The organism is Streptomyces sp. (genome assembly GCF_035644915.1).
Lineage (GTDB): Bacteria > Actinomycetota > Actinomycetes > Streptomycetales > Streptomycetaceae > Streptomyces.
This window is the reverse complement of the sequence record NZ_DASQNP010000016.1, coordinates 1-19,507: the sequence shown is the minus strand read 5'-3', so window position 1 is coordinate 19,507 and position 19,507 is coordinate 1. Positions and strand designations below refer to the sequence as shown.

Genomic DNA, 19,507 nt, shown 5'->3' with positions numbered 1-19,507 from the left:
CGGTCCAGGCGTCCGTCCACTCCGCGCCCGCCGGCGGGTGGACGGCGCGCTCCCGGGCACCCGCCCCCAGGCACTGGCGCCGGGGCCGCCGGGGAACTCCGGGAGCAGCGGCCGCATCGGCGGGGGAGCGTGCCGCACCGTAACCAGCGCGCCATCACCTCGCGGTACGCCGGGTCGTCCGGGGCGCCGCCGTGGAAGCCGCCGAAGCCGGTGTTCCACCGGGGGACGCCCGGCAGCGCGGGGCGGTGGAGCCGGTGCCGACGGCGCCGGACCCCAGAACGCCGGGCGCGGGGTCTCCTGCCGCCCGCTCCGCTCCGGCGCGCCGTCGCGCGCAGAGGGTGCCGCGGGTGGGGCAGGGAGGGCCGGGCCGGGGACGACGGCGAAGGGGAGAAGGCGGCGGGTGCGGACAGGGTGCTCCCGGGGCCCGTCGGCCGGGGGCGGCCGGGGCGGCGGATCAGCGGGGGACGGGGGCCGGGCCCGAGCTGGCCCGTACGGTGAGCCGCGGCGGCAGCAGTTCGAGCCGCTCCTCCCGCTCGCCGCGCACCTTGGCCATCACCAGCTCGACCGCCCGGCGCCCCATCTCGTGGGCGGGGATGGCCACGGAGGTCAGGCGCACGGACGCCTGGACGGCCACCTGGTCGGGGCAGATGGCGACCACCGAGACGTCCTCGGGGACGGCCCGGCCCTGCTGGCGCAGCAGGCTGAGCAGCGGGTCGATGACGGCCTCGTTCTGCACGATGAAGGCGGTGGTGCCCGGGCGCTCCTCGAAGATCCGGGCGAGCGTCCCGGCCATCGCCGCGTAGCTGCCCTCGCACGGCCGGTGCAGCAGCCGTACGCCCAGCTCGGCGGCGCGGGCGCGCAGCCCGTCCCGGGTCCGCTCGGCGAAACCGGTGTGCCGTTCGTAGACGGCGGCGGCCTCGCCGACCACCGCGATGTCGCGGTGGCCCAGCCCGGCCAGGTGCTCCACGCACAGCGCGCCGGTGGCGGTGAAGTCCAGGTCGACGCAGGTGAGCCCGGTCGGATCGGCGGGAATGCCGATCAGCACGGCGGGGCGTCCGGCGTCACGCAGCAGCGGCAGCCGGGCGTCGTCCAGCTCGACGTCCATCAGGATCATCGCGTCGGCCAGCCCGCTGCCCACCACCCGGCGCACGGCCGCCGGGCCCTCCTCGCCGGTCAGCAGCAGGACGTCGTGGTCGTGGGAGCGGGCGGTGGTGGCGACGGCCAGCGCGATCTCCATCATCACCGGCACGTACATGTCGGTGCGCAGCGGCATCATCAGGGCGATGATGTTCGACCTGCTGCTGGCCAGCGCCCGCGCGCCCGCGTTGGGGTGGTAGCCCAGCTCCCGGATGCTCTGCTCCACGCGCTCCCGGGTGGCGGCGGAGATGGAACGCTTGCCGCTGAGGACGTAGCTCACGGTGCTGGCGGAGACTCCGGCGTGCCGGGCGACCTCGGCGAGGGTGACCATGGGCCTTCTCCTGGGCGGTGCGGGAAGCAGCAGGTGAAGCGCTTCGACAGTGAATCTGCCGACTGACCCTAGACCGGAGCCGGGGAGCTGTCCAGATGCGCGATGCCGGGCAGTCGAAGCGCTTCAACTGAAGGACCATACCCGAACACACACGGACCGACTTTCGTTACATAAAGTATGAAACGGGTACATGCGGCCAGGTAATACTCGTCGGTAGTGCGAGGTGAGCCCGCGATGACCGTCTCCGAACGCGAAGCACGACAGGTGGCCGAGGACGCGAGGGAGCAGCACTGGCGCAAACCGAGCTTCGCCAGGGAACTCTTCCTCGGCCGCTTCCGCCTCGGTCTGGTCCACCCCCACCCCCGGCCCGCGGACGAGGACGTCCGGCGCGGCGAGGAGTTCCTCGCCCGGCTGCGGGAGTTCTGCGAGACGACGGTGGACGGCCGCCTCATCGACCGCGAGGGGCGCATCCCTGACGAGGTGGTCAAGGGCCTGAAGTCCATCGGCGCGTTCGGCATGAAGATCGACCCGCGCTACGGCGGCCTGGGCCTGAGCCAGCTCCACTACAACAGGGCGCTGGCCCTGGCCGCCTCGGCCAGCCCCGCCGTCGGCGCGCTGCTCTCGGCCCACCAGTCCATCGGCGTCCCCCAGCCGCTGAAGCTCTTCGGCACCGACGAGCAGAAGGAGGCCTTCCTGCCGCGCTGCGCCGCCGGCGACATCTCGGCGTTCCTGCTCACCGAGCCGGACGTCGGCTCCGACCCGGCCCGGCTGGCGACCACCGCCGTGCCCGACGGGGACCACTACGTCCTGGACGGCGTGAAGCTGTGGACCACCAACGGCGTCGTCGCCGACCTGCTCGTCGTCATGGCGCGCGTGCCGCAGTCCGAGGGCCGTCGCGGCGGCATCACCGCCTTCGTCGTCGAGGCCGGCTCCGAGGGCATCACCGTGGAGAACCGCAACGCCTTCATGGGCCTGCGCGGCATCGAGAACGGCGTCACCCGCTTCCACCGCGTCCGCGTCCCGGCCGCCAACCGGATCGGCCCCGAGGGCGCGGGCCTGAGGATCGCGCTGACCACCCTCAACACCGGCCGCCTCTCCCTGCCCGCGATGTGCGCGGGCGCGGGCAAGTGGTGCCTGAGGATCGCCCGCGAGTGGTCCGCGGCCCGCGAGCAGTGGGGCAAGCCGATCGCCCACCACGAGGCCGTCGGCGCCAAGATCTCCTTCATCGCCGCGACCACCTTCGCCCTGGAGGCCGTCCTCGACCTGTCCTCCCAGCTCGCCGACGAGGAGCGCACCGACATCCGCATCGAGGCCGCCCTGGCCAAGCTCTACGGCTCGGAGATGGCCTGGCGGATGGCCGACGAACTGGTCCAGATCCGCGGCGGGCGCGGCTTCGAGACCGCCGACTCCCTCGCCGCCCGCGGCGAACGCGGCGTACCCGCCGAGCAGGTGCTGCGCGACCTGCGCATCAACCGCATCTTCGAGGGCTCGACGGAGATCATGCACCTGCTCATCGCCCGCGAGGCCGTCGATGCCCACCTGACGGTCGCGGGCGACCTGGTCGACCCCGGCGCGTCCCTGGCGGACAAGGGGAGGGCGGCCGTCCGCGCCGGCGGCTTCTACGCCCGCTGGCTGCCGAAACTGGTCGCCGGCCCCGGGCAGCTCCCCGGCACCTACCGGGACTTCCACCCGGCGGGCCACCCGAACCTGGCCGCCCACCTGCGCTACGTCGAACGCGCCTCCCGCCGGCTGGCCCGCGCCACCTTCTACGGCATGTCCCGCTGGCAGGCGAAGCTGGAGGCCAAGCAGGGCTTCCTGGGCCGGATCGTGGACATCGGCGCCGAACTGTTCGCCATGAGCGCGGCCTGCGTCCGGGCCGAGATGCTGCGCTCCGACGGCGAGCACGGCCGCGCCGCCTACCAGCTCGCCGACGCCTTCTGCCGCCAGGCCCGCATCCGCACCGAGGAACTCTTCGGCCGGCTGTGGACCAACACCGACGACACCGACCGCAAGGTCGTCCGCGGTGTCCTCGGCGGCGCCTACACCTGGCTGGAGGACGGTGTCATCGACCCCTCCACCCCCGGTCCCTGGATCGCGGAGACCGCCCCCGGCCCCTCGGAACGCGCCGACGTCCACCGCTCCATCGCCTGACCGGCCGTCCGGCCCCTGTGACCGGCCGCGTCCGTGCCGTTTTCCCGAACGGGCGCCCCCCGGGGCCGCCCGCAGGCCATCCTGTCGGGGGAGGACCGGAGGACCACGGAGGCGGCGGTGCGGTTGCCGGGCAGGGCGGGGGCGCGGGCGGCGGCCGTGGCGGCGGCGCTGCTCGGAGTGCTGCTCCTCGCCCCGGGCACTCCGCCGGACGGACGGGCCGCCGGGCCCGGTTCCGGCCCCCGGCTGGAATCCGAGCCCTCCGACAGCCCCTGCCGGAGCACCTGGATCCTGCCGTCCGGTGCGGGGAGCGCGCCGGACGGCATTCCGCCGTTCGAGGACGACCGCCTCTACCGGCACTGGCTGCGCCGCACCGGCGCGGCCTTCCCCGGAAAGGCCGAGACCGTCCTCACCCTGGAGGGCGGAAGGCGCCGCGGCGTGCGCATCGAGGCCGTCACCGCCGAGGTGACCAGACGGGCCGCGCCGGTGGAGGGGATCGCGGTGCCGCCCACGGGCTGCGACGGGCCCGGGCCGCCGCTGGCCCCGGTGATCGCCGTGGACCTGGACGGACTGCCGCTGGGGCGCGCGGTCTCGGCCCGGCCCCAGGCCGGTTTCGGCCTCCCCCTGGACATCGGACCGGGGGAGCGGTTCGTCCTGCGGTTCTCGGGCACCACACGGCGGTACGACTGCGACTGGAGGGCCACCGTACGGTGGTCGGACGGCGTGCGGACGCGGACGGACGTGATCGACCACCACGGCCGCCCGTTCCGGGTCACGGCCACCGGCACCACCGCCACCGGAGCGGGGGCCGGCCGATGAGAGCCCGGATCACCTCCCACGAGGGCAGGGCGACGGCGGCCTGCCTGCTCGGCCTCGCCCTCGCGGAGGTGCTCGCCGTCCTGCCGGGGCAACTGGACTGGGCCCTGGACGACGGCTTCGACCGGGACGACGCGCCCACCAGGTTCCGGCTGCTCACCGTCTCCCACGCACTGCTGTACCACTCCGGCGGCGGCTGGGACGCCGCCCGCTACGAGGCGGTGCGCATGCTGGTGTTCACCGCGCTCCTGGTGGGCGCGGTCCGCTGGGCCGCGCCCCGTCTCCTCCCCGTCGAGATCCGCGGCGTGGTGTGGCTGCTCCTGCTCCCGCTGCTGGCCGCGCCGGCGAACCTGGTCGCGCTCGCCGCGGCGAACCTGCGTCCGCTGCTGCTCGGCACGGCGCCGCGGCGGGAGACGCTCGAACTGGTGGTGGCGGACGCCCAGGCGTTCGCGGGCCATGCCGTCTGGCTGGCCCTGCTGGGCGGCGCGGCGGTCGTCGTACGGGATGTGACGGCCTCTCCCGCGTCCCTCCCGGCCCCCGCCCCCGGTGACGGGCCCGGCGGGGACCGGCCGCCCGCCCCGGGGCTCCGCATCCCGGACCGGCTGGTGCTCTCCCTGGCGGTGGTGGTCCTGTCCACCGCCGTCCTCGTCCTGCTGCGCGACCACGTCGTGACCGGGCCGCAGACGCTGTGCGGCCCCCGCGCCCCCTGCGGACGCGAGGGGTTGGAGGACGCGTTCCTGCTGGCGTGGTCGGAGCGCTGGGAGCCGTACGAGGGCGTGCCCTATGTGCAGCGCGAGTGGCAGGCCGCCCAGTTCGCCTCCCTGCTCCCGGCGCTGGCGGCCGGGGTCTCCCTGCTCTGCTGCTGGCCCCTGGCCTACTTCTGGCTGGGCCTGCTGGCGAAGGCCCCCTCCCGCCCCCTCGCCGCCTTCGCCTGGGGCTGGGGCGTGTGCACCTACCAGTGCGTGCTGTACGCGGTCGGCATCGAGGCGGTGCTGCTGTGGCAGCGGCAGGGGGAGGTCTCGGCGGCGCTGCTGGTCCAGGTGCTCTCCCCGCCGGCGGGCCTCACCCACGCCGCCGTCCTGGGCTGGGCGGTCGGGCTGGCCGCCGCCGCGGCGGCCCTCGCCCCGCGGCTCACCGGGCGGCCGGACGGGATTCCGCGGGACGGGGCTCAGCCGGACCGGCCCTCCCCGCCGCGGACGTAGCCGAGCGGATCGTCCTTCACCTCGTACGCCCGCCGGTAGCGCGTCTCGTCGGGCAGTCTGGCGCTGATCTCGAACGGCCCCTCCACGGGGCCGGACCTCTTCCACCCGGCGCCGTAGGAGGGGTCCTTCACCGTCATCGTCCGCGGCTTGCCCGCGGGGTCGAGGTACTCGACCTCCAGGAAGAAGCGGCAGAAGGAGCGTTCGATCTTCATCTGGACGAAGATGTCGAAGGCGTCACCGGGCGGCAGGGGAACGGAGTAGTGGCGGAAGTAGTCCCGGCCACCGGCCATCAGGCGCGGCCGTTCGCGGTCGAGGTCCAGCACCGCGTGGACCACCTGCTCGCCCCCGCCCCCGCCGACCGGCGGGTAGAACGCCTCGTCGATCGCGGGCTCGCAGTCGAGCGAGGAGGGCCTGATGTCCAGGATGCGCAGCCGGGCGCCGCCGGTGTTGACCACCGACAGCTTGAACGAGTCCTCGACCTTGACGGGGTGCTGCCTCTCCCGGAACGCCTCCCATCCGGGCGTGCCCCGGGCCTTCGTCAGGTCGTGGAGGTAGGCGCGTTCCTCCCGGGCGGTGGGAAGGTACTTCGACACCTGGACGAGACCGGATTCGCGCATGCTCAGCGTCGCCTCGATGCCCGTCCCCTTCCCGGCCGCCCAGGTGTACTCGGAGGGCGGGGCGGGCGCCGTCGGCCCGGCCGCGCCCTTTGACTCGGTCCGCCCCACGACGTAGAAGGCCAGCAGCCCGCCGAGGAAGACCGACAGGACGCCCATGACCAGCCGCGTCACCGCGCGGCCGGACAAGCCGTGGTTCAGGTCCCTTCCCGCCTGGAGGACCCTGCCGTGCTCCCGGGCGCTGCCGTCCTGCCGGACGGTGGTGCCTTCGCCGGTGTCGTCCGTGTCCATGCCGGGCCGGTCTCAGCGGATGTTCATGTCGCGGCCGGCCTGGTGGACGCGGGACTTCCCCGACGCGTGGGCGCTCTGCACCACCGTCGTGCCGCCCGCCGCGGGAACCTGCGACGCGTACCGCCGGACGAACTCCTCCAGCGCTCCGGCCGCTTCGGGCTCGTCCCGCACCAGGCGCCGGAGCCTGCCGCTCCACTCGCCGCGGATCTCGCCCTCGGCCTCGCCGTCGTCCGCCTGCCGGGCCTGCGCCAGGTCGTCGGCCGAGGCGTCGAGCTGCCCGGAGACCGCGTCCGCCTGCTCGGGCCGGAACCGGCGCCACACGCCGACCACCTGGTCACGGGCCTGGTTCCAGGCGTCGGTCAGCATCAGCGCGACGAGCGTGTTCGCCGACGCCGCGACCAGTTGGGCCAACTCGCTGCTCACGATTCCCCCCGCGGTCCCTCGAAGCCGTCCGCCTGCCGGGCACGTTGCCGCCTACCGATCGTAGTACCGCGAACACGCTCGAGGAGGCCGAACGCGGCTCGGTCCGCCGTGCCGCCGGGCGATGTGGGCAATTCGAGCGGCAGACCGGCGGGTTCGCCCTGCCGGGGCCCGGTGGGCCCGGCGAGTACGCGCCGTTCGGCTGCCCACCGGCTCCCCGGCGCGCCCCGCCGCCCACCGCTGTCGCCTCCCTCGGCCCGTCCAGCCCGCCGGTCGCCGCCGCGCCCGGACGGCTCAGACCCGGTCGAACGGCTCCGCGTAGGCGAAGGCGCCGCGCAGCGCGGGGTCGTCCGGGTCGTACGCGGCCAGGGTGCGGACCTGGAAGTACGTCCCCCAGGCGGGGTCCGGCGGGACGACGCCGTACTCGGTGCTCGCGCGGAAGCCGAACCGCCCGTAGTAGGCGGGCTCGCCGAGCAGGGCCACCAGCGGCTCGCCGAGGGCGTCGGCCGCGCCGAGCACGGTGTGGACGAGCGCCGAGCCGACGCCGCGCCCCTGGTGGCCGGGGTGCACGCTCAGGGGGCCCAGCCCCACCGCGGGGGCGCCGCCGACGTGCCCGCGGGTGCCCACCACGTGTCCGACGACCTCGCCGTCCGGCCCCTCCGCCACCAGCGACAGCGCGGGCAGCCACGCCCGGCTGCCGCGCAGCTCGTCCAACAGGGTGACCTCGACCGGGACGGGGGTGTCCGCCCTGGCGAAGGCGGCACCGGTCACGGCGCGCACGGCGGGGGTGTCGGCGGGCGTTTCGCGTCGGATCAGCACCGCGGCAGTCTGACGCGCCCCCGGCCCCGGGGCAACGCGGTTTCCCGGACCACGGCCCGCCGGGAGCGACTTGACGCGGACTATTCTCTCAGGGAATAGTCCGCGTCATGTCGACCGCAGCCCACGTCCTGCTCGCCCTGCTGGCCGCCGGGCCGATGCACGGCTACGACCTGAAGAAGGCGCACGACCAGCGTCTCCCCCGGGCCAAACCGATCGCCTTCGGCCAGGTCTACGGCACGCTCGGCAGGCTGGAACGCGACGGCCTGGTGGAGAAGCGGGGACAGAGCCGCGACGGCGGCCCCGACCGCACCGAGTTCGCCCTCACCGACGCCGGGCGGGAGAAGCTCCGCGCCTGGCTGGAGGCGGTCGAGACACCGGCCCCGTACGTCAGCAGCACCCTGCTGGCCAAGGTCGTCGTCGCCCTGCTCGTGGACGGCGTCGACCAGGCCCGCGACTACCTCACCGCGCAGCGGCAGGCGCACACCGCCCGGCTGCGGGAGCTGACCGCCGTCAAGACCGACCCGGCGTCCCCGCCCGCCGACGTGATCGCCGCGGACTACGCCATCGCCCATCTCGACGCCGACCTGCGCTGGTTGCGCACCACGTTGGAGCGCGTCGCCGACCTGCACCGGGAGGTGCGCTCATGACGTTCCTGCAAGCCCGCGGGCTCGTGAAGTCCTACGGACCCACGCCCGCGCTCCGCGGCGTCGACCTGGAGGTGGCCGAGGGGGAGATCCTCGCCGTCACCGGCCCCAGCGGCTGCGGCAAGTCCACGCTGCTGCACTGCCTGGCCGGCATCCTGCGCCCTGACGCGGGCGAGGTGCTGTACGAGGGGCGGCGCCTGGACACCCGCTCGGAGGCCGACCGCTCGCGGCTGCGGCGCACCGACTTCGGGGTGCTGTTCCAGTTCGGGCAGCTCGTCCCCGAGCTGACGGCGGCGGAGAACGTCGCCCTGCCGCTGTTGCTCGCGGGGCGGCGGCGGCACGAGGCCCGCGCAGCCGCGCTGGACTGGATGGAGCGGCTGGGGGTGGCGGACGTGGCCGACGTCCGGCCGGGGGAGATGTCCGGCGGCCAGCAGCAGCGGTGCGCCGCCGCGCGGGCCCTGGTCACCGAGCCGCGCGTCCTCTTCGCCGACGAACCCACCGGGGCGCTGGACGCGCTCGCCGGGGAGCGGCTGCTGGCGCAGCTCACCCGGGTCGTCCACGAGCGGCGCACCAGCGTCGTGCTCGTCACCCACGAGGCCGCGGTCGCCGCCTACGCCGACCGCGAGGTCGCCCTCCGGGACGGCGCGGTGGACCCGACCGGTCTCGGTGCCGACCTGTCGATCGGCGGGCGCCGATGAGGTTCACCACGCTGCTCAGGCTGGCGTTCGCCGGAACCCGCACCGACACCCTGCGGGTGGTGCTCACCGCGGCCGGCGCCGCCCTCGCCGCCCTGGCGGTGCTCGCCGCACTGAACGTGCTGGCCATACCCGACCCCGGGCCCCCGCACGGCGCGGGCGTCCCCCTGTCCGACCAGTACGCCGGCGCGCTGCTGCGCGAACCCGGACTGCGGCCCGGCGTGGCCGCCGCCCTGCTGATGCTCGGCATCCCGGTGCTGGCCCTGGCCGGGCAGTGCGCCCGGCTCGGCGCACCCGCCCGCGACCGGCGGCTCGCCGCGATCCGGCTGGCGGGCGCCACCCCGCGCCAGACCGTGGCCGTCGCCGCCGCCGAGACCGGGGTGGCGAGCCTGCTGGGCACCTGCGCCGGGCTCGCGGTGTACCTGATCGGACACCGGGCGCTGCACCGGCCGGACGGACAGGGCAGGCTGCCGCTGCCCACCGACGTCCTGCCCCCCGTCCCCGCGATCGCCGCCGTGGTCCTGGGCGTGCCGCTGCTCGCGGCGGCGGCCGCCGCGGTGATGCTGCGCCGGGTGGTGGTGAGCCCGTTCGGGGTGACCCGGCGGACGCGCCCCGGGCGGGCGCCGAGGCCGTGGCCCGGCGTCCTGATCGTGCTCGGCGTCGGCGCGTTCTCCGCCTCGAAGGGGTTCGCGGAGCGGTACGCGGACACCGGCGGCCCCTCCTCCCCGCTGCCGTTCGTCCTGCTCTTCGGAGGCGGACTCCTCGCCGCCCTCGGCGTGGTGCTCGGCACCGGGTGGATCTCCCACACCACCGGACGGGTGCTGCACCGCCTCGCCCGCCGCCCGGCCCCGCTGCTCGCGGCACGCGGACTGCTCGCCGACCCGTGGCACGGCAGCCGCGCCCTCGCCGCGCTGCTGGTGGCCGTGGTCCTCGGGGCGGGGGCGGTGGCCGTGCGCGCCTACTTCACCGCCCTGGCCGAGGCCAGGGCGGAGGCGCAGCGCCTCCGCGGCGAGGCGACCGGCGGGACGGGGACGTACCAGCCCGACACCTTCTACCTGGACACCATGGACCTGGTGGACGCGGCCGTCGTCGTCGCCCTGGTGATCGCGGCCGCCGGCCTGCTGGTCGCCGTCGCCGAGGCCGTCGTCTCCCGCCGCCGCACCCACGCCGCCCTGGTGGCCGCCGGGGTGCCCCGCTCCGTACTGGGCCGGGCGCTCCTGTGGCGGACGCTCGCGCCCCTGGCCCCGGCCGTGGCGCTGGCGACGACCGTGGGCGCCCTGATGGGCCGGGGGTACTTCGGCGCGGAGGTGAAGGAGTTCGGGGGCCAGGCGCAGACCTGCGACGCGACCCCTGCCCTGTGCGCCGAGGACTTCGAGCGGCACAGTCGCCTCGTCGACGTCCCCGACGTCGTCCTCCCCGTCCCCGTCCCCCTGGACGACCTGGCGCTCCACGGCCTGGGCGCCCTCGCCCTGGTGCTGGCCGCGACCGGCGCCGGCCTGCTGTTCCTGCGCGCCGGCACGGCGGTGGAGGAACTGCGCACGGGGTGACGCCGGGACGACGCGGTGTCCGGTCCGTCTCACGGGCCGGACACAATGGGGGAATGACCGAGAGTCCCGCTCCCCTTGCCGACCCGCACCTGCGCCGCCCCGCCGACACCCCCGCCGACGGCGGGCCGCGCGACATCGTGATCCTGGGATCCACCGGATCGATCGGCACCCAGGCCGTCGACGTGGTGCTCAGCAACCCCGACCGCTTCCGGGTGACCGGGCTCTCCGCCGCGGGCGGCCGGGTGGGGCTGCTGGCCGAGCAGGCCCACCGGCTGCAGGTCCGCACCGTCGCGGTCGCGGACGCCGGCCGGGCGGGAGAACTGCGCGAGGCGCTGCGCGCACGGTACGGGGCCGGGGAGCCGCTGCCCGAGGTGCTGGCCGGACCGGACGCGGCCACCGAACTGGCCGCGTCCGAGTGCCACACCGTCCTCAACGGCATCACCGGCTCCATCGGCCTGCGCCCCACCCTCGCCGCCCTGGAGGCGGGCCGCACCCTGGCCCTGGCCAACAAGGAGTCCCTGATCGTCGGCGGACCGCTGGTGAAGGACCTGGCGGAGCCCGGCCAGATCGTCCCCGTCGACTCCGAGCACTCGGCCCTGTTCCAGGCGCTGATGGGCGGCACCCGGGGCGAGGTCCGCAAGCTGCTGGTGACCGCCTCCGGCGGCCCCTTCCGGGGACGGACCCGCGAGGAGCTGGCGGACGTCACGCCCGCCGACGCCCTGGCCCACCCCACCTGGGAGATGGGCCCGGTGATCACGATCAACTCCGCGACCCTGGTCAACAAGGGCCTGGAGGTCATCGAGGCGCACCTGCTGTACGACATCCCCTTCGACCGCATCGAGGTCGTCGTCCACCCCCAGTCCTACATCCACTCGATGGTGGAGTTCACCGACGGCTCCACGCTCGCCCAGTGCGGCCCGCCCGACATGCGGCTGCCCATCGCGCTCGGTCTGGGCTGGCCGCACCGGGTGCCCGACGCCGGTCCCGTCTTCGACTGGTCCAAGGCGATGACCTGGGAGTTCTTCCCGCTGGACGAGAAGGCCTTCCCGTCCGTGGCGCTGGCCTGCCACGTCGGCGCGCTGGGCGGCACCGCCCCGGCGGTCTTCAACGCCGCCAACGAGGAGTGCGTCGAGGCGTTCCTGTCCGGCGGGCTGCCGTTCAACGGCATAGTGGATACGGTCGCCGCGGTGGTCGAGGAGCACGGCGTCCCGCAGGGAACCGGCCTGTCGCTCGACGCAGTCCTCGACGCAGAGGCATGGGCCCGCGCCCGCGCCCGCGAACTGGCGGCACGCATGACAGCGGAGGTACGCGCATGACGACGGTGATGACCATTCTCGGCATAGTCGTCTTCGTCGTCGGCCTGCTGTTCTCCATCGCCTGGCACGAACTCGGCCACCTGTCCACGGCCAAGATGTTCGGCATCCGCGTGCCGCAGTACATGGTCGGCTTCGGCCCGACCCTGTGGTCGAGGAAGAAGGGCGAGACGGAGTACGGCATCAAGGCGATCCCGCTCGGCGGCTACATCCGCATGATCGGCATGTTCCCGCCCGGCGAGGACGGCGCCCTCAGGCAGCGCTCCACCTCCCCCTTCCGGGGCATGATCGAGGACGCCCGCGCGGCGGCCTTCGAGGAGCTCCAGCCGGGCGACGAGAACCGGCTGTTCTACACGCGCAAGCCCTGGAAGCGCGTGATCGTGATGTTCGCCGGCCCCTTCATGAACCTGGTGCTGGCCGTGGTGATCTTCCTCGCCACGCTGATGACCTTCGGCATCAGCACCCAGACCACCACCGTCTCCACCGTCTCCGACTGCGTGATCAAGGTCTCGGCCAGGACCGACACCTGCCCCGAGGGCGCCCCGGACTCCCCGGCCGAGAAGGCCGGCCTCAGGCCCGGCGACACCATCGTGGCCTTCAACGGCAAGGAGGTCACCGAGTGGAGCGACCTCCAGCAGCGCATCCGCGACACCATCGGGCCGGCCACCATCACCGTCGAGCGCGACGGGGAGCGCAGGACCCTCCACGCGAACCTGGTGAGGAACGAGGTCGCCAAGTCCGACGGGCGCGGCGGCTACGTCGAGGGCGAGTACGTCACCACCGGCTTCCTCGGTTTCTCCCCGGCCACCGGCGTGGTCGAACAGTCCTTCCCGCAGGCCGTCGACCGCATGGGCGACATGATGGTCAGCGGCGTGGAGTCCCTGATCAGCCTGCCGGAGAAGATCCCGGGGCTGTGGAACGCCGCCTTCGCCGGCGCCGAGCGCGAGCCGGACTCCCCGATGGGCGTGGTCGGCGCGGCCCGGGTCGGCGGCGACGTCTTCGCGCTGGAGATCCCCGCGGAGCAGCGGATCGCGGTGATGCTCTTCCTGGTCGCGGGCTTCAACCTGTCGCTGTTCCTGTTCAACATGCTGCCCCTGCTGCCACTGGACGGCGGCCACATCGCGGGCGCCCTGTGGGAGTCGGTGCGGCGGGGCTTCGCCAAGGCCCTGCGCCGCCCCGACCCCGGGCCGTTCGACGTGGCGAAGCTGATGCCGGTGGCGTACGTGGTGGCGGGCATCTTCGTCTGCTTCACGCTGCTGGTGCTGATCGCGGACATCGTCAACCCGGTGCGCCTGACCGGATAGCCGACCGGGCGGACGGCGGCCGGGCGGCGGCGCCCGGCCGCCGCGCCGTGTCCGTCCGGTGTCCGCCCGGTGTTCGCCTGCCGTGCGCCCGCCGTTCGCCCGCGTCCGCCCCGCGCGGCGTACGGCGGACCACCGTGTGCCGGGTGCCCCCCGCGTGCCGTAATCTCGAATGGCCGGAGCCCGCGGCCGATCGGGGCACTTGGACCACAGCTTGGGGTTGCACACCACATGACAGCGATTGCGCTCGGAATGCCGTCCGTACCGACGAAGCTGGCCGACCGACGGGTCAGCCGGAAGATCCAGGTCGGTTCCGTGGCCGTCGGCGGCGACGCCCCGGTCTCCGTGCAGTCGATGACCACCACCGTCACCGCGGACATCGGCGCCACGCTCCAGCAGATCGCCGAGCTGACCGCCGCCGGCTGCCAGATCGTCCGGGTGGCCGTACCGAGCCAGGACGACGCCGACGCCCTGCCGGTCATCGCCAGGAAGTCCCAGATCCCGGTGATCGCGGACATCCACTTCCAGCCCAAGTACGTCTTCGCCGCCATCGACGCCGGCTGCGCGGCGGTGCGGGTCAACCCGGGCAACATCCGGCAGTTCGACGACAAGGTCAAGGAGATCGCCAAGGCCGCCTCCGACGCGGGCATCCCCATCCGCATCGGCGTCAACGCCGGCTCGCTGGACAAGCGGCTGCTGGCCAAGTACGGCAAGGCCACCCCCGAGGCGCTGGTGGAGTCCGCGCTGTGGGAGTGCTCGCTGTTCGAGGAGCACGGCTTCCGCGACATCAAGATCTCGGTCAAGCACAACGACCCGGTCGTGATGATCAACGCCTACCGGCTGCTGGCCGAGCGGTGCGACTACCCCCTGCACCTGGGCGTCACCGAGGCCGGTCCGGCCTTCCAGGGCACCATCAAGTCCGCCGTCGCCTTCGGCGCCCTGCTGAGCCAGGGCATCGGCGACACCATCCGCGTCTCGCTCTCGGCGCCCCCGGTGGAGGAGATCAAGGTCGGCATCCAGATCCTGGAGTCCCTGGGGCTGCGCCAGCGCCGGCTGGAGATCGTCTCCTGCCCCTCCTGCGGCCGCGCCCAGGTGGACGTCTACAAGCTCGCCGACGAGGTCACCGCCGGCCTGCAGGGCATGGAGGTCCCGCTGCGGGTGGCCGTCATGGGCTGTGTCGTCAACGGCCCCGGCGAGGCCCGCGAGGCCGACCTCGGCGTCGCCTCCGGCAACGGCAAGGGCCAGATCTTCGTCAAGGGCGAGGTCATCAAGACCGTGCCCGAGTCGAAGATCGTCGAGACCCTCATCGACGAGGCCATGAAGCTCGCCGAGCAGATGGAGAAGGACGGGGTGCTCTCCGGCCCGCCCCAGGTCTCCGTGAGCTGACGCGACGTACGCCGCCGTGCGGACCTGGAGGTACAGTGCGGGAACATCGCTCCCACATCCCTTCAGGCCGCACGGTGAGGCATTCCACGTGTTGACGACCACCACCACCCGTGTCGTCGAGCCCCACGAACTCGACGACGCCCTCGCGGTGCTCGACCGCGAGCCCGTCAACAACGCCTTCGTGGCCGCCCGCGTCCGGGTGTCCGGTCTGGACCCCTGGCGGCTCGGCGGCGAGATGTGGGGCTGGTACCACCGCGGGCGGCTGGAGTCCCTGTGCTACTCCGGGGCCAACCTCGTCCCCGTCTGCGCGGGCCGGGAGGCCGTGCGCGCCTTCGCCGAGCGGGCGCGCCGCCAGGGCCGCCGCTGCTCGTCCATCGTCGGCCCCGCCGGGCCCACCGCCGCCCTGTGGGCCCACCTCGAACCGCACTGGGGCCCGGCCCGCGAGGTCCGGCCGCACCAGCCGCTGATGGTCACCGACCGCCTCCCCGAGGGCATACGGCCGGACCCGTACGTGCGGCGCGTCCGCAAGGACGAGATGGACGTGCTGATGCCGGCCTGCGTGGCGATGTTCACCGAGGAGATCGGCGTCTCCCCGCTCGCCGGGGACGGCGGGCTGATCTACCAGGCCCGCGTCGCCGAACTGGTCGGCGCCGGCCGGTCCTTCGCCCGGATCGAGGACGGCAGGGTGGTCTTCAAGGCCGAGATCGGCGCCGTCACGCCGCAGGCGTGCCAGATCCAGGGCGTGTGGGTCGCGCCGGAGCGCCGGGGCGAGGGCCTGTCGGTCACCGGCATGGCCGCGGTGCTGCGCTACGCGCTGACCGAGGTCTCCCCGGTCGCCAGCCTCTACGTCAACGACTACAACACCGCGGCCCGCGCGGCGTACCGGCGGGTGGGCTTCCAGGAGGTCGGGGCGTTCATGAGCGTGCTGTTCTGAGCGCGCCGCCCCCGCGCCCGGGGAGCCGCGTGCGGATGTCCGCTGAAATCTCCCGGCGCTCTCCAGTAGGGTCGATGACCATGGAAGACGTCGTGGTCGGTCCCCTGGACCTCGCCGCCCGGGTGGACGAGGCGCTCGCCGTGCAGGCGCTCGCCTTCGGACTGACCGACGACGAGGTGGGCGTGCGCCGCCACATCGTGCTGCGGCACCTGGCGGGCCCCGGCACCCGCGCGCTGGGCGCCACCACGCCGGCCGGGCGGCTGGTCGGCTTCGTCTACGGCATGCCCAACGACCGCACGCAGTGGTGGTCCACGGTCGTCGAGCCGTACCTGCGCCGGGCCGGGCACGTGGAATGGCTCGACAACGCCTTCGTCATCACCGAGCTGCACGTCCACCCTGACTACCAGAAGCGCGGCATCGGCCGGGAGCTGATCACCAGGATCACCGACGGCGCCGAGGAGCCGCGCTCGATCCTCTCCGCGATCGACACCGAGAGCCCGGCCCGCGCCCTCTACCGCTCGCTGGGCTACCGCGACCTGGCCCGCCACGTGCTGTTCCCGAGCGCGCCGAGCCCGTACGTGGTGATGGGCGCGCCGCTGCCGCTGCGGCGCCGGTAGTCTCCTGCGGGGCCGCGCCCTGGGCGCGGCCCCGCGCCACCCGGTACACCGTCCGCAGGAGAGACCCATGGCAGCCCGCGTCCAGCGCATGTCCCGCCTGATGCTGAAGACGTTGCGCGAGGACCCGGCCGACGCCGAGACCCTCAGCCACCGGCTCCTGGTCCGCGCCGGCTACGTCCGCCGCACCGCCGCCGGGATCTGGACCTGGCTCCCGCTGGGCAAGCAGGTCCTGGAGAACGTCACCCGGATCGTCCGCGAGGAGATGGACGCCATCGGCGGCCAGGAGGTCCTGCTCCCGGCCCTGCTGCCCAGGGAGCCCTACGAGACCTCCGGCCGCTGGGAGGAGTACGGCGAGCTGCTGTTCCGGCTGAAGGACCGCAAGGGCGCCGACTACCTGCTCGGGCCCACCCACGAGGAGATCTTCACCCAGGTCGTCAAGGACCAGTGCACGTCCTACAAGGACCTGCCGGTGATCCTCTACCAGATCCAGACCAAGTACCGGGACGAGGCCCGGCCGCGCTCGGGCGTCCTGCGCGGCCGCGAGTTCCTGATGAAGGACTCCTACTCCTTCGACGCCTCCGACGAGGAACTGGCCGAGTCCTACCGGCTGCACCGCCGGGCGTACCAGCGGATCTTCACCCGGCTCGGCCTGGACCACCGGATCGTCTCCGCCGTCTCGGGCGCGATGGGCGGCTCGGCGTCCGAGGAGTTCCTCGCCCCGGCCGCCGCGGGCGAGGACACCTTCGCCGACTGCCCCTCCTGCGGCTACGCGGCCAACACCGAGGCCGTCACCTTCCCCCTCACGCCCGCCGACCCCTTCGGCCACCCGCCGCTGGAGGAGCTGGACACCCCGGACACCCCCACCATCGAGACCCTGGCCGAGCACCTGGGCGTGCCCGCCTCCGCCACCCTGAAGAACCTCCTGGTCAAGGTGGACGGGGAGATCTGGGCCGTCGGCGTCCCCGGCGACCGCGAGGTGGACCTCGGCAAGCTGGCCGAACACCTCGCGCCCGCCACCGTCGAACTGGTCACCGCCGAGGACTTCACCGGCCGCCCCGCCCTGGTGCGCGGCTACGTCGGCCCGCAGGGCCTGGCCGGCACCGCCTTCCGCTACGTCGCCGACCCGCGGGTGGCCCCCGGCACGTCCTGGATCACCGGCGCCAACAAGCCCGACACCCACGCCCGCAACGTCGTGTGCGGACGGGACTTCGAGGTCGACGAGTACCTGGACGTGGTCACCGTCGAGCCGGGCGACCCCTGCCCCTCCTGCGGCGCCGGGCTGAGGCTGGACCGGGCCATCGAGATCGGCCACATCTTCCAGCTCGGCCGCAAGTACGCCGACGCCTTCGGGCTGGACGTGCTGGGGCGGGACGGCAAGCCCGTCCGCGTCACCATGGGCTCCTACGGCATCGGGGTCTCGCGCGCGGTGGCCGCGCTCGCCGAGCAGACGGCCGACGACAAGGGCCTGTGCTGGCCGCGCGAGGTCGCCCCGGCGGACGTCCACCTGGTCGCGGCCGGCAAGGGCGCCCAGACGGAGCTGGCCCTGGAACTGGCGGACCGGCTGGCCGCGGCCGGCGTCCGCGTCCTGGTCGACGACCGCGCGGGCGTGTCGCCCGGCGTGAAGTTCACCGACGCCGAGCTGATCGGGGTGCCCACGATCCTGGTGGTGGGCCGGGGAGCGGCGCAGGGGCTGGTGGAGCTGAGGGACCGGCGCACCGGCGAGCGCGAGGAGGTCCCGGTGGAGACGGCGGTGGAGCGGCTGGTCCGCCCGGCCCCGGCGGCACCCGCGGAGTGACACCCCCGGCCGGGCCCGGCACGGAACCGCCGGTTCCGCGCCGGGCCCGGCCGCCTCACAACCAGCCCGCGAACTCCAGCAGCGCCTCGCCGTCCGCGCGGTTCCCGGCGGCCAGTTGCCGGGCGCCCGACTCGACCGCCCGGAACACGCTCCAGCCGCGCAGCCGCTCGCGGTCCACCTCCAGGGAGTCCGCCAGCTTGGCCACCCGGCGCCGGGCGAGGGCGGGGGCGCCGGAGGTGGCGACCAGGTCGTGCAGCCGGTCGCGGACCAGCCGGGCCAGGTCGTAGGCCCGCTCGCCCACCAGCGGATCCGGGCCGACCACCAGCCAGTGCGCCCGCCCGGGGTCGGCCGAGAGCACCGCGCCCTGCCGGAAGTCGCCGTGCAGCAGCACGTCCTCGGGGGCGTCGGCGAGCAGCGCCGAACGCAGCGCCAGCGCCTCCTCCAGCAGCGGACGGGCCTCTTCCGGCAGGTGCTTGCGCATCCCGTCCACGGCCCGGGCGGTGTGCCGCTCCACGGTGGTGAAGGGGTGTCCGCCGCCCGGGGGCACCCACAGCCGCCGAAGCGCCGACACCGCCTCCAGCGTGGCCTTCGCCTCCGGCAGCGACCGCAGGGAGACCTCCGCGTGCAGCCGCTCCAGCAGCAGCGCGCCCGTCTCCGGCGCGGCGTCCAGCAGCCGCACCGCACCATGGCCGTCCCAGCGGGCCAGGGCGGCCGCCTCGGCCTCCGCGCCCGCCGCGCGCAGCTTCAGCACGGCCGGGGCGCCGTCCGCCCGGCGCACCAGGACGACCAGGCTGACGCGCCCGCCGGGGGCGATCACCCGCTCGGCCGTCAGGTCCCAGCGCGCCAGCGACTTCCGCACCAGTCCGGGGAGTTCCGCCAGCCAGGGGGTGCCGGCGCCCAGGGCGCGCACCAGCCGCTGCGGGGGTTCGACGTGCGGAGCAGGTGCCATGCCCGGGTCGTCCCTTTCCGTCCTCAGAAGGTCTCCGGGGACGCCGACGCGGCGCGTTCGGCGAGCCCAGGGAAGGGTACGCCCGTGCCGCGCCAGCGCGCCGCGCGGACCGCCGCCTCCCGCAGCGCGCCCGCCGCCTCCCGGCGCAGCTCGCCCTCGCCCGCCCGGACCAGGTCGGCGTAGACGGCGGCCACCCGCTCCTCCAGCTCCGCGGCGAGCCGTACCGCGGCGGCGGCGTCCGGGACCGCGAAGGGCAGGGAATAGGCCGCGGCGGCGGGTTCGGGCACGCCTCCCAGCCTCCGCACCGTACGGCGCAGGGCGTCACGGCGTGCGCGGTGCGCGTCGTACGCCTGGCGTGCCTCGGCGCGCCGGTCCTCGGCGATCCGCCCGCCGACGACGCCGTAGCCGTAGACGGCGGCGTGCTCGGCGGCGAGCGCGGCCTGGGCGGCGGCGAGCGCGCCGTCGCCGTCGCCGGGGGAGCGGGGGGCGGCCGGGGCCGGAGCCGTGGGAGTGGTCGGGGTCGTCGTTCGGGTCATCACTCGCCGTCC

Annotated in this window: 18 protein-coding genes; 12 read left to right on the top strand and 6 right to left on the bottom strand. The window is 74.6% G+C overall.

The genetic code is table 11. The annotated features are described in order from the left end of the window. Positions 1-454: 454 nt before the first annotated feature. Entirely contained in the window at positions 455-1,468 is a 1,014-nt protein-coding gene (locus tag VE546_RS02410; protein ID WP_324917496.1) for a LacI family DNA-binding transcriptional regulator, read from the bottom strand. Positions 1,469-1,702: 234 nt separating this feature from the next. On the opposite strand from VE546_RS02410, the gene VE546_RS02405 reads away from it, so the two are divergent. From VE546_RS02405 to VE546_RS02395, 3 genes are all read left to right on the top strand, one after another. Then, positions 1,703-3,619 (top strand): acyl-CoA dehydrogenase family protein, encoded by a 1,917-nt coding sequence (locus VE546_RS02405; protein WP_324917493.1) that lies wholly within the window; start codon positions 1,703-1,705, stop codon positions 3,617-3,619. A gap of 117 nt (positions 3,620-3,736) precedes the next feature. Continuing rightward, positions 3,737-4,435, top strand: a complete 699-nt coding sequence (locus tag VE546_RS02400) for a hypothetical protein (protein WP_324917490.1) — start codon at positions 3,737-3,739, stop codon at positions 4,433-4,435. Then, a complete protein-coding gene (locus VE546_RS02395) occupies positions 4,432-5,634 on the top strand; it encodes a hypothetical protein (RefSeq protein WP_324917488.1) in 1,203 nt (400 codons plus the stop codon). Before VE546_RS02400 ends, VE546_RS02395 begins: the two co-directional genes overlap by 4 nt. Here VE546_RS02395 and VE546_RS02390 read toward each other — a convergent pair. From VE546_RS02390 to VE546_RS02380, 3 genes are all read right to left on the bottom strand, one after another. Further along, positions 5,601-6,539: a hypothetical protein gene (locus VE546_RS02390; protein ID WP_324917485.1), complete on the bottom strand. Its 939-nt coding sequence runs from the start codon at positions 6,537-6,539 to the stop codon at positions 5,601-5,603. The genes VE546_RS02395 and VE546_RS02390 overlap by 34 nt on opposite strands. Before the next feature lie 12 nt (positions 6,540-6,551). Further along, positions 6,552-6,962 (bottom strand): hypothetical protein, encoded by a 411-nt coding sequence (locus VE546_RS02385; RefSeq protein WP_324917482.1) that lies wholly within the window; start codon positions 6,960-6,962, stop codon positions 6,552-6,554. Between the two features lie 291 nt (positions 6,963-7,253). Then, a complete protein-coding gene (locus VE546_RS02380) occupies positions 7,254-7,778 on the bottom strand; it encodes an N-acetyltransferase (RefSeq protein ID WP_324917478.1) in 525 nt (174 codons plus the stop codon). A 107-nt stretch (positions 7,779-7,885) separates the two neighbouring features. Here VE546_RS02380 and VE546_RS02375 point away from each other — a divergent pair, with 107 nt between their 5' ends. The 9 genes from VE546_RS02375 (at position 7,886) to VE546_RS02335 (ending at position 18,010) form a co-directional block, all read left to right on the top strand. Continuing rightward, the gene (locus VE546_RS02375) at positions 7,886-8,425 is read left to right on the top strand and encodes a helix-turn-helix transcriptional regulator (protein ID WP_324917475.1); all 540 of its coding nucleotides are present in this window, start codon (positions 7,886-7,888) and stop codon (positions 8,423-8,425) included. Next, the gene (locus VE546_RS02370) at positions 8,422-9,120 is read left to right on the top strand and encodes an ABC transporter ATP-binding protein (RefSeq protein ID WP_324917472.1); all 699 of its coding nucleotides are present in this window, start codon (positions 8,422-8,424) and stop codon (positions 9,118-9,120) included. The genes VE546_RS02375 and VE546_RS02370 overlap by 4 nt, the downstream gene beginning before the upstream one ends. Then, positions 9,117-10,664 (top strand): FtsX-like permease family protein, encoded by a 1,548-nt coding sequence (locus tag VE546_RS02365; RefSeq protein WP_324917469.1) that lies wholly within the window; start codon positions 9,117-9,119, stop codon positions 10,662-10,664. The genes VE546_RS02370 and VE546_RS02365 overlap by 4 nt, the downstream gene beginning before the upstream one ends. Positions 10,665-10,717: 53 nt before the next feature. Then, positions 10,718-11,980, top strand: a complete 1,263-nt coding sequence (gene dxr, locus VE546_RS02360) for a 1-deoxy-D-xylulose-5-phosphate reductoisomerase (protein ID WP_324917466.1) — start codon at positions 10,718-10,720, stop codon at positions 11,978-11,980. Beyond that, positions 11,977-13,281 (top strand): site-2 protease family protein, encoded by a 1,305-nt coding sequence (locus tag VE546_RS02355; protein ID WP_324917463.1) that lies wholly within the window; start codon positions 11,977-11,979, stop codon positions 13,279-13,281. The genes dxr and VE546_RS02355 overlap by 4 nt, the downstream gene beginning before the upstream one ends. A gap of 228 nt (positions 13,282-13,509) precedes the next feature. After that, a complete protein-coding gene (ispG, locus tag VE546_RS02350) occupies positions 13,510-14,664 on the top strand; it encodes a flavodoxin-dependent (E)-4-hydroxy-3-methylbut-2-enyl-diphosphate synthase (RefSeq protein ID WP_324917460.1) in 1,155 nt (384 codons plus the stop codon). A gap of 88 nt (positions 14,665-14,752) precedes the next feature. Further along, the gene (locus tag VE546_RS02345; RefSeq protein ID WP_324917457.1) at positions 14,753-15,598 is read left to right on the top strand and encodes a GNAT family N-acetyltransferase; all 846 of its coding nucleotides are present in this window, start codon (positions 14,753-14,755) and stop codon (positions 15,596-15,598) included. An 80-nt stretch (positions 15,599-15,678) separates the two neighbouring features. After that, a complete protein-coding gene (locus VE546_RS02340; RefSeq protein ID WP_324917502.1) occupies positions 15,679-16,215 on the top strand; it encodes a GNAT family N-acetyltransferase in 537 nt (178 codons plus the stop codon). A gap of 67 nt (positions 16,216-16,282) precedes the next feature. Then, a complete protein-coding gene (locus VE546_RS02335; protein WP_324917454.1) occupies positions 16,283-18,010 on the top strand; it encodes a proline--tRNA ligase in 1,728 nt (575 codons plus the stop codon). A 55-nt stretch (positions 18,011-18,065) separates the two neighbouring features. Here the strand turns inward: VE546_RS02335 and VE546_RS02330 are convergent, their stop codons facing one another. Further along, positions 18,066-18,959: an aminoglycoside phosphotransferase family protein gene (locus tag VE546_RS02330; RefSeq protein ID WP_324917451.1), complete on the bottom strand. Its 894-nt coding sequence runs from the start codon at positions 18,957-18,959 to the stop codon at positions 18,066-18,068. Positions 18,960-18,982: 23 nt separating this feature from the next. Next, positions 18,983-19,495 (bottom strand): ferritin-like domain-containing protein, encoded by a 513-nt coding sequence (locus VE546_RS02325; protein WP_324917498.1) that lies wholly within the window; start codon positions 19,493-19,495, stop codon positions 18,983-18,985. Between the last annotated feature and the right edge of the window lie 12 nt (positions 19,496-19,507).